Here is a 14199-nt window from a genome sequence, read left to right as displayed (position 1 = left end):
GACCGTACAATGATGACCGGAGCAGGTGCTGCCATATTTGCGTTCCCCAACCGCTGCGATTAGCAGGAGGCGAACGTTTCCGGCAGCAGGATGGTGAATTGTGCCAAATCAGAAAATTGACGATATCGATCGGAGAATTCTCCGGGCACTGCAGCTTGATGCGAAAATCTCGTTGAGCGAGCTTGCAGACGAGGTTGGGTTATCCGCGTCACCTTGTGCCCGGCGCATCCGTTTGCTGGAACGAGGCGGGACCATCAAGGGCTACACGGCGATTGTCGACCAGGAACAGGTCGGCCTGCCGATCAATGCCTTTGCCTCGATCAAGCTCGAACGCCAACGTGAGGAAGATCTCGATCGTTTCGAAGACGCGGTCTCGCGTTGGCCGGAGGTGTTGGATTGCTATTTGATGACGGGCCAGCGCGACTATCTCATGCGCATTGTTGCAGCGGATCTGGCTGCCTATGAACGCTTCATCAAGGACAAGCTGACACGCCTAGATAACATCGCCTCGATCGAGACGAGTTTCGCTCTTGGTCAGGTGAAACGTTCGGAAGTCCTCCCGATCCAGTGAACATATGTGAGGCTGAAGGCATCCAATTCATTCACCGCCGAATGCAAGTTCGCCTTGGTATCGACAAGGGACGCTGCTGGTGTACTCGGGTTTCCGATGACGAATGATCAAACACTTCTCTCACCTCCGGCCACTGGGTAGAGTGGCGGCGTTAGGCGTGAAAGGGTTTTTAACAACCGGAACGCTGATTGTGATGGCCCCTCGGCCGCAACTTGGCATGCAATCAGTCAGCAAATGAGCAAAGCAAACGCGAACGGTCGATGCGGTTTTTGATTGACGGGAGTGAGGACGCGCTGGTCACCATAATGCTCGCGCACGGCGCGGGGGCACCGATGGACTCGACCGCGATGGATGCCGTCACCGATGCTTTGTCGGGCGCTGGCTTTCGGATAGTGCGTTTTGAGTTCGATTATATGGCGGCCCGACGCAGCGGTGGCCGCAAACCTCCACCGAAAGCGGAACTTTTGAAAGCAAACTATCGTCTCGCCGTAGCGGAATTGAATTGCCGCAACCCGCTCGTAATTGGCGGCAAGTCGATGGGAGGTCGCGTAGCATCGATGGTCGCTGACGAACTATACGACAAGGGGGAGGTGGCCGGCCTCCTGTGCCTTGGCTATCCTTTTCATCCACCCTCTAAACCGCATGAGCTTCGTACCGCGCATCTTGAGGAATTGAGAACGCCTGCGCTCATCTGCCAGGGCACACGCGATCAGTTTGGCACCCGCGGGGAGGTGGAAAGCTACAGGCTGGCGGATCAGATCGAGATCCTTTGGCTCGAAGATGGCGACCATGACCTCAAGCCACGCAGGAAGCTCTCCGGCTTTTCGCCAGCAGATCATCTTGAAACTCTTGCTCGGACAGCTCAGGACTGGGTCCAGCGGCGTATCGGCCGGTGAAGATCGCAACTTTCAACATCAACGGCATCAACCGTCGCCTTTCCAATTTGCTGGTGTGGTTGGAAGCCACCCGCCCCGACATAGTGTGTCTGCAAGAATTAAAGGCTGAGCATACGGCCTTTCCCGAGACTCAAATCGCGGCCCGGGGGTACGACTCTGTGTGGTTGGGGCAGCGTAGCTGGAACGGTGTCGCCATCCTCTCGCGCATTGGTCAGCCTATACTTACACGTAGAGGACTTCCAGACGACCCGTCCGACCAACAGGCACGTTACATCGAGGCGGCAGTCGCCGGTGTGCTGGTCGCGTCAATCTACGCGCCGAACGGAAATCCGCAGCCGGGCGCCAAGTTCGATTACAAGCTGGCCTGGATGGCACGACTGCACAGGCGAGCCACAGCTCTCCGCAAGACGGGAGCGCCCATCGTGCTCGCCGGGGACTTCAACGTTGCCCCGACCGACCTCGATATCTATCCGACCAGATCTTGGGATAACGATGCGCTCGTGCATCCGCAAAGTCGTGCAGCATTCAAGCGCCTCATTGGACGGACATGGACCGACGCGGTGCGGCAATTTCATCCGCGCGAGCGGATCTACACCTTCTGGCATTACAAACGTCTGCGATGGCAACGTGATGCTGGCCTGCGTCTCGACCATCTGTTGGTCAGCCCCAATCTTCGCGAGAGGCTGGCAGGAGCGGGCGTCGACCGTGAGGTCAGAGGATTTGAAGGCGCCAGTGATCATGCACCAGCCTGGCTCACCCTGGCGGACTAGCTAGAAGACCTGACGGAGCGGTTCACGCGAGAACATGGGTGAAACTGGAGGCGGGATGGAATGGTCGCGCTACGCCGACACGACATGCAGCGCAGCGCATGGTCAATGGATACCGGACGAAATCAGGTGGGAAGCCGTTCGCCTCGGGAAGGCAGCGGCGCATTTGCAAGCGGCTCATCAAGCAATACGCCTCGCCGACGCGCGTAGGCGACGAAGACGTCATGGGCTTCCTGTGGAGAGCAACGTTCGGTCAGGGCATCGCGACAAGCATCGCAGGTGGCGTGATAGACCTCGTCGCGGAGGAGCTTGGGCACTTCCTCCAGATATAAGCGTCGTTGCGCATATTGAAGCCCTTCTTGTTGTGACGTCTTTTTTTTGCGGGTGCCGCGAGCGCGACAGCGCTTCTAAACCGTGAAAGCAGCAAATAGTTCCAGCTGCTCTCCTAATGTCACTCACGAAGTATCCCCGCTTCATCCGCAGCGGCGGCGAAGGCCATACGCGCCGCTGCGCGAGCGCTGTCACTAGAGGGGTCCTGGAGCGCCTTGGACAGCGCTTCTTTGGCATTAGCGTAGGCAGGGCCATTCTGTTCCGGCCACTCGCCAAGAAGCATCTCTGCAGCCTTTTCCAACCGCTCCACGTTGCGGATGCCGCGGTCACTGATCACCACGCGAACGGGCTCATCCCACCAATCCTTCATCACAGGCTCTCCGGTTGCATTTGCATCAACGCAACCCCTCGGGAACGGTTGCGCCCGCACCCGCGGAATGATCGATCGATGGAACGAGCCGATCGCCAGAGCACGGCATCTGCGCCCTTGGATGGTGTATGTTCTTTCCCGCCGCGTCAGCCGTTACGCTAGTCCGCGAAATAGCTTCAGAGCTTTGGCGGAACGACCTTATCCGCCATTTCCGCTCCGCGCATTCCCATGGGGCGGGCGGGCCCCGTTGTAGTGTCTTTTGAGGTCTGGTGTTCGAGTTCCGCGTTGATCTCGGCTCCGATCAGCAAAATGGTGACCGAAATCCACGTCCATACCATCAAGCCCATAACCGCACCTAACGAGCCGTATGTGGCGTTATAGTTCGCAAAATTCTCAAGATACCAAGAGAATAAGACGGAGGTTGCGACCCAAACGATTGTGGCAGCAGCTGAACCCCAGGTAATCCAGCGCCATTTGGCTCCAGCGCGGCTGGGGGCCCACCGATAGATGGCTGATATAGCCAAGGCCACAGCCGACAATAGAACTGGCCAGCGCAACCAGCGGACGAGAATTTCTGCCCAGTCTTCCAGTCTGAGAGCTGCCAGCAAGACGGGGACGATGCCGACAGTGATGAGGAACAGGATGCCGACCATCAAGCCTCCCATAGTAAATGCGAGGGCCATGAGATTATACGTCAAGAAGCTGCGTTTCTCGGCTTCTTCATAGACCACGTTCATCGCGTCAAAAATCGCTTTGACGCCGCTGTTCGCGCTCCAGATCGCAATTAGCAGTCCCAGGGCGAATCCGAAGCTCAAGGCATCCGTATCCTGCCGTGACAATGCGTCTAATTGGCTCTCGATAATCTCTACGCCGCCGGACGGAAGCAGGCCGCCCAAGAAAGAGATGTGGTCCGCGATCGTGGTTGGATCGGCCACGAACCCGTACAAGGAGACGAATGCGGCCAAGGCAGGAAACAGGGCCAATAGAAGGTAATATGTGACTCCTGCAGCGGTGAGCATGACGCGATCATCGATGATCTCCGCATAGACCCTCTTGATGACCGACCACCATCCACCGGCCGGCATATCGGAAGGCGATGCAGCTGATCGTCCCCGATCGCCACCGTGGAGACTCTGCGCCGCAGCCATTTGACACCCTCCCGATATCTTCGCGTCTGCCTAAAGAACCCTCATCGATGCCCGGTGTTCCCTCCGGCGACGGTCGAGCCCGTTGCTGCTTGCCTGCGTCCGGCAGGAATTGTGTCGCAACAGCAATTGAATGAACCAAGAGAGGCCCGAATTCGGGCATTCGGGCACGGCGTTGGTCTGATGTGTTGGTCGCTGTTTTCGGCGTTTTCACTTTTACGTCTATTGTCCGGCTTGAGTGAGGAACGTTACGCTCGCTCGCGCGTCATGGCAGGCGTCCGCCGAGGCGGGTGATTAGGCGAGTACCTGCTCCGGAGGACCGAGGACGCGCCGCTTCCGCGGTGTCTGGGCGGATTGCCAATCTACCTGCGTTCTGCGACATGATTGGGATCGGCGACTTGCGAGGGACCCTATGTCAGCAGATGCGAGAGCGGCTGTCGTGCAGCTACGAGCGTTGCTTCTGGCGGATGTGGCAATCGATATAGGGCATGCGCGCCGGTTGATCGAAGCGGCCGCCGAGCGGCTGGCTGATCCTGCTGCAGCTCAGGAGCTGGTCGAGACGTTCCTGTGTCTCATCCAAATCAATGCAGTCGACTTCTGCAACATGCACGACGTCAAGGATCCCATCGGGGAGGCGTTGTCACTGCTGAGCGCCAGCGAAACTGGAACGAGCTGGCGGAGACAGTAGCTGAACGCGCTATCTCTGCCTTGGGCGAAGCGTAGACAGGATCCGCCGGCCATCGTTTCCATACCGTAAACGTCGAATTATTGCGGTGCGTGGCAGGGCTCTGGTGGGCGGCGTTGTCACGCAACAAGCTTGCTTGGGATTTGCGGCGAAACGCCATGGATCGCTCGCCATTTGCTACTTACTTATCCACCCCCGATTAGCCTCGGTGCATCATGGCCTCCAGATAAATTGCTGGAGATCAAGAAATGACGCAGTTTGATTTCGCCGTTTCCGCCACGCTTGCTGTGACCATCCTATTCGCAGCAGCAGCGATTTGGCTGGCCTCTGTCGGGCCGGAGGCGCCGACCTCGCGAAGGCAGGTCGCCGAGCGCCTGGCTCAGATCGCTGTGCTTGGAGCGGTAGCCCTGTTCGCGCTGCTTAAGCGCGATAGTTGAGCGCACCCCCTGTCTTAGGTGGCGCGCTGCCAGATCGGTTCGGTTCCAGTGCGCTACTCCGGCAAAGCATACGCGATTACATGGTCACCAGGCTTCGTCCCTGTCGAGCCGTGCCCCCCTGCCACTACGACGAGATATTGCCGCCCGTCCGCTCCCTCGTAGGTCATTGGCGTTGCCTGTCCGCCGGCCGGAAGACGGTCCTGCCAGAGCGTGGCGCCTGTGGTCACGTCGAATGCGCGGACGTAATAGTCCAGTGTGCCGCTGTGGAAAGCGACGCCACCCGCGGTGACAATCGGGCCGCCTATTGCAGGGACGCCCATTTCGAACGGCAGCGGCAAGGGCGACAGATCTCGAACGGTACCGTTACGATGCTGCCAAACGACATTGCCGTCCTCCAGGCTTGCAGCAGCGACATAACCCCATGGCGGTCGCTGGCAAGGAAGGCCGATCGGCGACCAGAAAGGGCGCATTTCGGCAGCGTAGGGGGCTCCGTAGTTCTCGTTGAAGCCCGGTTTTTGTTCCGAGACATAGCTGGTTGTGTCGTCCGCACGAGGAATCAGCTTGACGATGAAAGCCAGGTAGACCGGATTGGCGATGACCACCTGGCGTACAGGATCGACGGCCACCCCGCCCCAGTTGAAGGTCCCGAAATTACCCGGATACACGATGGTGCCGTTGACCGAGGGGGGCGTATATCGGCCTTCGTAATTGAGTTCGCGGTAGCGGATGCGGCAATAGAGCTGATCGAGCATGGTCGCTCCCCACATATCGCTCTCGCGTAGCGGCTCGGGCGCGAAACTCATCGCCGAGCGCGGTTGGGTGGGGGCGGTAAAATCGCCTTCGACCGCACCTTGTGGCGCTCGCTCCTCAGTGACCGGCAGCAGCGGTTCGCCGGACCGCCGGTCGAGCACATATATGTCACCCTGCTTAGTGGCCTGCACCAGAGCCGGCACGACCTCGCCGTCGCGCCGGATATCAACGAGCTGCGGTTGAGAGGGTGTATCCATGTCCCACAAATCGTGGTGGACGAGCTGGCGCACCCAGCGCACCTCGCCGGTCCCAAGATCGAGTGCGGTAACGGAAGAGGAGAACCGTTCCGTTTCCTCGGTCCGGTCGCCGCCATACTGGTCCGGCGGAGCGTTGCCCATCGGGGCATAGACGATCCCCAGTTCCTCATCGACCGATAGCATGGACCAGGCGTTGGGCGAGTTGCCGACGTAAGTCTCGCCCTGAGCCAACGGTTCGGTCTGTTCGGGATTACCGCTGTCGAAGTTCCAGACGAGTTCGCCGGTTTCAGTGTCATATGCCCTGATGACACCGGATGGCTCCGTGGTCGAGACGTTGTCGTTGACTGCACCGCCGATGACAACCAACCCGTCCGCCACGACCGGCGGGGATGTGGAATAATATGATCCAGCGTAGAAATGGGGCATGTTGGCACTCAGGTCGACCGCACCGTCCTGGCCGAAACCCACGCATTCTGATCCCGTTTTCGCGTCCAGCGCGATCAGGCGGGCATCCGCCGTCGGCAGGAGGATGCGGCTGGAGCAGACTGCATCGGCACTTGCCTCCACACGGTAGTGAGTGAGGCCGCGACACGTCTGGTGCTGCCGCATTTGACTGTGGCCGACGGTGGCGTCATACCGCCATCGTTCCTCGCCACTGACAGGATCGAGGGCGATTGCGATGTGGTGTGGCGTGCACAGGTAGAGCAAGCCGTCCACCATGGTCGGCGTTACTTCATAGGTCGTTTCCTCGGGGTCGACTTCCGGATCGCGGACGTCGCCTGTTCGGTAGACCCAGGCCTCCTCCAACTGCCCGACATTTGCCGGCGTTATCGCTGCGAGAGGCGAATAGTGACTTCCACCGCTTGTTCGCCCGTAGGCGACCCATTGTTCGGGCGGCGCGCTTGCCTCGCTGGGGGGCAAGGAAATCTCCCCAGCTTCCGCCACCTGCCCCTTGATGGTGTGGGACTCGCCAAGCATCGCAAAGACAGCGACCGCGATCGTTGCAACCAAAGTCGCGCCCAGCGTCGCACCGCCCCATCTCCACGCGCCAGCCACACTCCGAGGCCGCCTGCCGATGAGCAACCCCAGCAGGATGATGCCAAGCACAACGATCAGCCCACCACGGGGCGCCAGCGCCCACCAGTCCATTCCAACTTCGTAGAGAGCCCAGAAAAGCGATCCCAGGACGAGGGCTGCGTAGACATAGAGAGCGACCGGATTACGCAGCCAAAGGGCGAAACCCGTAAAGGCAAAGCCGGCCCCGGCAAGCAGGTAGTACCACGACCCTCCTAGTGCGATGAGCCAGATTCCGCCCCCGCCAACGAGAAATCCCAGCAGCAGAAGAACGATTGCGAGCACGGTCGTCATGGAGAACCTCCTCAGCGCCTAATTGGCGGCGAGGCACTTTGTTCCCAAGTCTAACCATAGTTCCCAAGTCCAACCATAGCCCCCGTCTCCAGCTGACAGTGGGATATTGGAAGGCCGTTTTGCGATAGCTATCCCTTCTGCGACAGTCGAATGGAACATAGGGTTCCAACGCTTGTTATTGATCTATGGCGATTTTCGAGGGGATGTTGTCGCAGCATATGGTCGCGCATATCACGGCCATGAATGTGCTTGCGCCCTTTGTGGTACTAGCGGTTCCGCAGTTCGCTGTTCGGCTGGCCGGAGGGGGAGGGGGCGGTCTCGCTCTTGCGACTGGCCTTCAGACTGCCCTGCTCTGGATTTGGCATATCCCGGCAATGCTCGGAGCGGCACTGCAGAGCCCATCCTTGATGTTGACAATGCATGGTTCGCTCTTTGCGGTGGCGTTCTGGTTCTGGGCAGCGGTCATCCGCAGTATCAGACAGGGTGAATGGTCCTCGATGGCGGCGCTCCTTGTCACCGGCAAGCTCTTCTGCCTGCTCGGCGTGCTGCTCACCTTTTCGCCGCGCGCCATCTACTGGCAGTTAGCACTCTTGCAATCCTGTTTCGGCACCCAGCCCGCTCCGTTGGTCGACCAGCAGCTCGCCGGCCTGCTCATGCTTGTTGCATGTCCCGCAGTTTTTGTCGGCGCCGCAATCGTTGCTGCCAAACGGTGGCTCCAGTCCGCAGGATTGACCAATGGCTGGCATCCGCACCCGGAGTTGCGCTGATGGCGATCCTTCTGCCACGTCGCCGGGCTGTCGCACTCGGCGCGATGATGATCGTTGCGGGAGGGTTGGCACTCGGCGCCGCCTTTGTCCTCTCGGGCGCCTACAACGTTGCAGCCTCGGTACGCCATTTCGACATTACCAACAAGCTGATCAAACTGACGCTCCGGCGCTCGATCGACACCCATAGCGCGTTCGTCAAAGTCCCAAACCTTGATGATGCTGACCTGGTACGGCTTGGAGCGCGCCACTTCGCCAATGGCTGCCAGCCCTGCCATGCAGCGCCCGGGTCTCGCCAGAACCCGATCGTCGCAGGAATGTATCCGTCCGCCCCGCCGCTGGGCGCAAAGGTGGACGATTGGGAACAGGATGAACTTTTCTGGATCGTTCGACACGGACTGAAATTTACGGGCATGCCGCAATGGGCCGGCGACGGACGGGATGACGAGGTCTGGGCGGTTGTCGCCTTCCTGCGTGAGTTGCCGGGCATGTCGGAGCAACGCTACAATGAACTTGCAGGCTCTGCAGGTTCCCGGTCCGGCTTCACGCTGGAAGTTGCCGACGATGAGCTCTTCGCGCAGTGCATCACCTGTCACGGCGATGACGCTACCCCCCCGGTCTCGGCAATCGTGCCCTCTTTGAACGGCCAGAAGCCGGCCTATCTTCGCCGTGCTCTCGAAGAGTATGCGCTCGACTTGCGCCAGAGCGGCATGATGGAGCCTCTGGCGGCCGCGCTGTCGAGCGAGCAGATCGTCGATCTCTCCGGTCGTTTCGCGGGAATGGCCAGGCAGCCGCATGGGCGGGAAACGCCCGAAGAGGGGTCCGCCAGTGCGCGCGAGCGTGGGAAGCAGATCGCCATGCAAGGTATCCCGCGGCAGAACGTGCCGGCCTGCTCGAGCTGCCACGGCGGGGCATCAGCCCCCACCTTCCCTTCGGTGGCAGGGTTGTCAAAGACATATCTGGCCACACAGCTTCGTCTCTTCCGGAAGGGGACACGCGGCGGCTCGGCTTATGGCCAAATTATGCAGAGCGTTGCGCAAAAGCTGACCGATGCGCAGATAGATGATGTCTCTGCCTATCTCGCGGCCGAGATGGCATTACCGTCGAGCGAGGCGACCGCGCACGCGGAGCCGACACGATGACGAAGCGTGCGATCGCAAACGTCGGATTTTCCGCCGGCGGCGTTGCGCTTCTTGCGGGATGTTCCGGCCCGCAATCGGTCTTCGAGGCCCGCGGTGCCGAAGCGCAGGAGATCATGCCGCTCTTCTGGACCGTGACCTGGATAGCGGTCGCCGTGACGGTGTTGGTCGTCGCGTTTATGGCAATCGCGCTTCTCGCGCCGGAACGCTGGCGTCGCCGCCTGACGTCGGAGAAGGTCGTCGTCGGTTTCGGGATCTTCCTGCCGGTCTTTGTCCTGAGCGGTCTCCTGACCTACGGGCTCCTGGTCATGCAGGCAGGTTCGGCGCGCTCGCGGTCCGCCGAAGGACCGGGCATCACCATTGTCGGCGAGCAGTGGTGGTGGAGGGTGGTTTATGACGGCCCCGACGGGAAGCAGATCGTTAGCGCCAACGAACTGCGTCTGCCGGTCGGGCACCAGATCGCCATCAGGCTCGAGTCCGACAATGTCATTCACAGCTTCTGGGCGCCGCAACTCGCCGGCAAGCTCGACATGATCCCCGGGCGGACCAACACGCTGACGATCGAAGCGACTGAGCCCGGCATCAGCCGAGCCCAGTGTGCGGAGTATTGCGGCGGCGCGCATGCTTTCATGTCGATGTATGTAGTCGCCATGGAGCCGGACGCCTACCGACAATGGCTCGAAGCCGAGGCGGATCCCGCCACCGAACCGGTAGATGCGGTCAGGCGCAGAGGGCAGCAGCTGTTCATGGAGCATGGGTGCGGAGGTTGCCACGCTGTCCGCGGCACGCCGGCTGCCGGAACGATCGGACCGGACCTCACCCATGTGGGCAGCAGGCACTCGCTTGCCGCCGCGAGGCTGCCCAACGATCCGCAGTCGTTTCGGCGTTGGCTAACAGAGAACCAGCACATCAAGCCCGATAATTTCATGCCGGAGTACGACGTCTTCTCCAATTCCGAACTCGACTCCATCGTGGCTTATCTCGACGGTCTGGAATAGGCGATGCTTGATTTCGTTCAGCTTGGCCTCCCCATGAACATGCTGCTGTTTGCGGTCGCAGCGGTAGCGGTTTGGCTCGCCGGCGCCCGTCTTACCGGCTATGCCGACGCGATCAGCCGCATAACCGGGCTGGGGCAGGCGGTGATCGGCATCATTCTTCTGGCCGGCGTCACTTCCCTGCCTGAAATCGGCGTGACCGCAACCGCGTCAATTGCCGGCGATGCCCAGCTTGCCGTCAACAATCTGTTCGGCAGCATCGCCTTGCAGGTCGCGTTGCTTGCAGTGGTCGATCTGATGATTGGCCGCGAGGCGCTCACCGCCGTGGTTCCGGACCCTGCGGTGATGCTCCAGGGCGCGCTGAACGTCCTTCTGCTGGCCGTTGCGGCGGCGGCGATGGTTGCCGGTGACGTCGGCATATTCGGTGTTGGACTATGGGCCTGGGCTTGCCTCTTTCTGTATGTGGCTGCGGTATGGAGCCTGGCTGTTGCGCGCGGCAAGCGGCCATGGCTTGCCGCGCGCAACGGCGGCATCGACGAACGGCTGATCCACGCCGATGAAAGACATGCAGTAACCGACGATGCCCAAAGTGCCAGCTTGCGTCCACTGCTCATCAAAACAGGCGCCACTGCCGCTGTGATACTGGCCGCAGGTTTTGTGCTTGCCCGCAGTGGCGACGCCATCGCTCAGGTAAGCGGCCTCGGGCAGAGTTTTGTCGGTTTCGTTCTCGTGGCACTGGCAACTTCGCTGCCCGAACTGAGTACGGCGCTTACGGCGGCACGGCGTGGTCTCTACACCATGGCGATCTCCGACATTCTCGGAACCAACCTGATCAATGTCGCACTTCTCTTCGTGGTTGACCTGCTCGATACAAATGAGGAGGTGATCCTCAACCGGATGGACGATTTCGCCGTCTTTGGCGCATTGCTGGCCATCGCGCTGACGGCCATATTTCTGGCCGGACTGTCGGAGCGGCGCGACCGCTCGTTCCTGCGCATGGGCTACGATTCCATTGCCGTAATGCTGACCTATGCCGTCGGCGTCGCCATCCTCTACACGCTGAGACCGGATCAATGACCCATACGCAAGCAAATGGGCGTTCGCCTGCCGCATACGATCTGCCCAATCCGGCGCCTCGTCCGGATGGCGAGGTCAAGGAGTTGCTATCAATCTGGGCGCGGCCGACGGGCTGGAAGGTCATCACAGCAGTCAACAACACCGTCATCGGCATTTTTTATATCGGCACTGCATTCCTGTTTTTCCTTCTTGCCGGCTTGCTGGCGCTCGTCATGCGCACGCAGCTTGCCGTGCCGGAAAACGATCTGATCAGTCAGGACCTCTACAATCAGATATTCACCGTACACGGCACCACGATGATGTTCCTGTTTGCCGTGCCAGCGGTCGAAGCGCTTGGCGTGATGCTGTTGCCTCAGATGCTTGCCGCGCGAGACCTACCCTTCCCGCGGCTCTCCGCCTTCGCCGTCTGGGCCTATGTCGTGGGTGGCCTCGTCTTCTTCTCGACCGTATTTTACGATCTGGCGCCAAAAGGCGGCTGGTTCATGTACGCGCCTTTGACACTCAAGGAATTCTCGCCCGGCGACAACGCTGATTTCTGGCTGCTCGGCATTGGTTTCATCGAAATATCGGCGATCGCCGGCGCCGTGGAAATCGTCGTGGGCACACTTAAGACCCGGCCGCCAGGTATGTCGCTGGCCAAGATGCCGATCTTCGCCTGGGCGATGCTCATTTTTGCGGCGATGATCATCTTCGCCTTTCCCGCCGTCATCCTGGGCACCATGCTCCTCGAAATCGAGCGGTCATTTGGCTGGCCCTTTTTCTCAGCCGACCAAGGCGGCGATCCACTGCTGTGGCAGCATCTATTCTGGTTCTTCGGGCACCCGGAGGTCTATATCATCTTCCTGCCGGCCGCTGGCCTCGTCTCGATGATTGTCTCGACTATGGCGCGCCGCCCGCTGGTGGGGCACGACCTTATTGTCGTCGCCCTCATAGGCACCGGCTTCTTCTCGTTCGGCCTCTGGGTTCACCACATGTTCACGACGGGGATACCGTCGCTGAGTCTCGCCTTCTTTTCGGCAGCAAGCATGGCGGTTGCCATACCGTCCGGCATCCAGGTGTTTTCATGGATTGCGACGATCGCGGCCAGCAAGGAGCGATTTCGAATCAACCCGCCTTCGCTGTTCGTCCTCGGGTTCCTGTTCATTTTCACTGTCGGCGGGCTTACCGGCATCATGGTGGCGCTGGTGCCAGTCGATTTCCAGGTGCACGACTCCTACTTCGTGGTTGCCCATTTCCACTACGTGCTGATCGGCGGGATGGTCTTTCCGTTGTTTGCGACCTTTTATTACTGGCTTCCGATGGTGAGCAGGAACATGCTTTCCGAGCGTGTAGGGCGTTGGGTTTTCTGGCTGATGTTCATCGGCTTCAACGTTACCTTTTTCCCAATGCACATTACTGGCCTGCGAGGCATGCCACGGCGCGTCTGGACCTATCCCGGCGATGTCGGGTGGGACGCACTCAACATGATCTCCACCGTGGGGGCCTACATATTTGCCGCAGGCGTCGCGCTCTTCGTTGTGGACCTGGCAAGGCGCTTCCGGCCTGTCATCACGGGGTCTGCGGGACCGGATAACCCATGGGACGCCAGCACACTCGAATGGCTTCCCAACGACGTCTATTCAACGCGCAGCATTCCCCTGGTCACCAGCCGCGACCCACTGTGGGACCAGCCCAATCTTCCTGAAGAGGTGGAGAAGGGACATCACTTCCTGCCCAACGCGCCGACGGGCGGCCGCGAGACGATCGTGACGAGCGCCATCGAGGGGCGTCCGCAATATATTATCCGCATGCCGGGACCGGGATTCGCGCATGTGATTGCGGCGATCTTCACCGCAGCCTTTTTCCTGTTGCTCACCATCAAGGCAGTCACGATGGCGGTCATATGCAGCGTCATCGCGATCGGTGCGATGCTGGTTTGGACCTGGGGGCTGGACAAGGGGCCGGGCGCAGGCGAGGTCGACATCGGGGCGGGCGTCAAGCTGCCGACCTATATGAGCGGGCCCTCCTCGCACGCGTGGTGGGCGACTGTCGTCCTCGTTCTGGTCGCCGGTTCCCTCTATCTCGCCTACGTTTTTTCCTATCTCTATCTTTGGGTGGTCTCGCCCGAGGTGTGGGCCCCGGATGGCTCGCCATCGCTTCCCGGTGTCGTCTGGCCATGGACGTCGGCAGGGCTTGTTTTGGCCGGTGGTATCTCGCTTATGACTGCCAACAGCTTCCTGCCGGAACCAGGCCAGCGCGGGGTTGCCGCGCCGCTGCTGTTCGTTCTTACGGCTGTCTGCCTCGTGGCAGCTGTTGCTACCAATCTCTGGGGCCACTGGCAGAGCGGTCTGCGCCCGACTGAGAATGCCTACGGAGCCATAGTCTATATGGCCGGTGTGCTCGATGGGCAGCTCGCATTTGCTCTTGTCATGATGCTTGCTGTTGCCGCTGTGCGATGTTTGGCCGGGCGTCTCGATAACATCCGCCGGGTCAGTTATGAAAATGTAGCGCTGCTTTTCGGGTACGCTCTGCTGCAGATGCTGTTCGGTCTTCTTCTGGTCCACGGCTTTCCGAGAGTAATGTCGTGACACAAGATTTTCGCTCACCTCGGCGAGGCCCGTCGACCATTTCAACGATGCTATTCCTCCTTTGGGGCCTGATCGTGTGGG

14 protein-coding genes are annotated in these 14199 nt (G+C 60.2%); 10 read left to right on the top strand and 4 right to left on the bottom strand.

Annotation, left to right across the window (positions count from 1 at the left end):
- The first annotated feature begins 100 nt into the window (after positions 1-100).
- The 3 genes from V1479_RS23585 (at position 101) to xth (ending at position 2237) form a co-directional block, all read left to right on the top strand.
- Positions 101-571 (top strand): Lrp/AsnC family transcriptional regulator, encoded by a 471-nt coding sequence (locus V1479_RS23585; RefSeq protein WP_368805014.1) that lies wholly within the window; start codon positions 101-103, stop codon positions 569-571.
- Positions 572-831: 260 nt separating this feature from the next.
- Positions 832-1467 (top strand): alpha/beta hydrolase family protein, encoded by a 636-nt coding sequence (locus V1479_RS23580; RefSeq protein ID WP_368805013.1) that lies wholly within the window; start codon positions 832-834, stop codon positions 1465-1467.
- Positions 1464-2237, top strand: a complete 774-nt coding sequence (gene xth, locus V1479_RS23575; RefSeq protein ID WP_368805012.1) for an exodeoxyribonuclease III — start codon at positions 1464-1466, stop codon at positions 2235-2237. Before V1479_RS23580 ends, xth begins: the two co-directional genes overlap by 4 nt.
- A 122-nt stretch (positions 2238-2359) precedes the next feature.
- Here xth and V1479_RS23570 read toward each other — a convergent pair whose 3' ends face one another.
- From V1479_RS23570 to V1479_RS23560, 3 genes are all read right to left on the bottom strand, one after another.
- A complete protein-coding gene (locus V1479_RS23570; RefSeq protein WP_368805011.1) occupies positions 2360-2551 on the bottom strand; it encodes a DUF982 domain-containing protein in 192 nt (63 codons plus the stop codon).
- Positions 2552-2685: 134 nt separating this feature from the next.
- Positions 2686-2934, bottom strand: a complete 249-nt coding sequence (locus V1479_RS23565; RefSeq protein ID WP_368805010.1) for a DUF982 domain-containing protein — start codon at positions 2932-2934, stop codon at positions 2686-2688.
- A 176-nt stretch (positions 2935-3110) separates the two neighbouring features.
- Positions 3111-4082 (bottom strand): YihY/virulence factor BrkB family protein, encoded by a 972-nt coding sequence (locus tag V1479_RS23560; RefSeq protein WP_368805009.1) that lies wholly within the window; start codon positions 4080-4082, stop codon positions 3111-3113.
- 409 nt (positions 4083-4491) lie between these two features.
- On the opposite strand from V1479_RS23560, the gene V1479_RS23555 reads away from it, so the two are divergent.
- Positions 4492-4767 (top strand): hypothetical protein, encoded by a 276-nt coding sequence (locus tag V1479_RS23555; RefSeq protein WP_368805008.1) that lies wholly within the window; start codon positions 4492-4494, stop codon positions 4765-4767.
- Between the two features lie 245 nt (positions 4768-5012).
- The gene (locus V1479_RS23550; RefSeq protein WP_368805007.1) at positions 5013-5201 is read left to right on the top strand and encodes a hypothetical protein; all 189 of its coding nucleotides are present in this window, start codon (positions 5013-5015) and stop codon (positions 5199-5201) included.
- Between the two features lie 53 nt (positions 5202-5254).
- Here V1479_RS23550 and V1479_RS23545 read toward each other — a convergent pair whose 3' ends face one another.
- Positions 5255-7576 carry a membrane-bound PQQ-dependent dehydrogenase, glucose/quinate/shikimate family gene (locus V1479_RS23545; protein WP_368805006.1) on the bottom strand — a complete coding sequence of 774 codons (2322 nt, stop codon included), beginning with the start codon at positions 7574-7576 and terminating at the stop codon, positions 5255-5257.
- Between the two features lie 185 nt (positions 7577-7761).
- On the opposite strand from V1479_RS23545, the gene V1479_RS23540 reads away from it, so the two are divergent.
- The 5 genes from V1479_RS23540 to ctaD all read left to right on the top strand — a co-directional run bounded on the left by V1479_RS23540 (position 7762) and on the right by ctaD (position 14118).
- Positions 7762-8343 carry a cytochrome c oxidase assembly protein gene (locus V1479_RS23540; protein ID WP_368805005.1) on the top strand — a complete coding sequence of 194 codons (582 nt, stop codon included), beginning with the start codon at positions 7762-7764 and terminating at the stop codon, positions 8341-8343.
- A 65-nt stretch (positions 8344-8408) separates the two neighbouring features.
- Positions 8409-9482, top strand: a complete 1074-nt coding sequence (locus V1479_RS23535; RefSeq protein ID WP_368805004.1) for a c-type cytochrome — start codon at positions 8409-8411, stop codon at positions 9480-9482.
- Complete coding sequence (locus V1479_RS23530) at positions 9479-10477, top strand: cytochrome c oxidase subunit II (protein WP_368805003.1); 999 nt, start codon at positions 9479-9481, stop codon at positions 10475-10477. Before V1479_RS23535 ends, V1479_RS23530 begins: the two co-directional genes overlap by 4 nt.
- A 3-nt stretch (positions 10478-10480) precedes the next feature.
- A complete protein-coding gene (locus V1479_RS23525) occupies positions 10481-11551 on the top strand; it encodes a sodium:calcium antiporter (RefSeq protein WP_368805002.1) in 1071 nt (356 codons plus the stop codon).
- A complete protein-coding gene (gene ctaD, locus V1479_RS23520) occupies positions 11548-14118 on the top strand; it encodes a cytochrome c oxidase subunit I (RefSeq protein WP_368805001.1) in 2571 nt (856 codons plus the stop codon). The genes V1479_RS23525 and ctaD overlap by 4 nt, the downstream gene beginning before the upstream one ends.
- The last annotated feature ends 81 nt before the right edge of the window (positions 14119-14199 follow it).

It is taken from the genome of Neoaquamicrobium sediminum, from assembly GCF_040970315.1.
Taxonomy (GTDB): Bacteria; Pseudomonadota; Alphaproteobacteria; order Rhizobiales; family Rhizobiaceae; genus Aerobium; species Aerobium sediminum.
The sequence above is the reverse complement of the archived record's forward strand: the minus strand, read 5'-3'. Positions and strand labels throughout refer to the sequence as shown.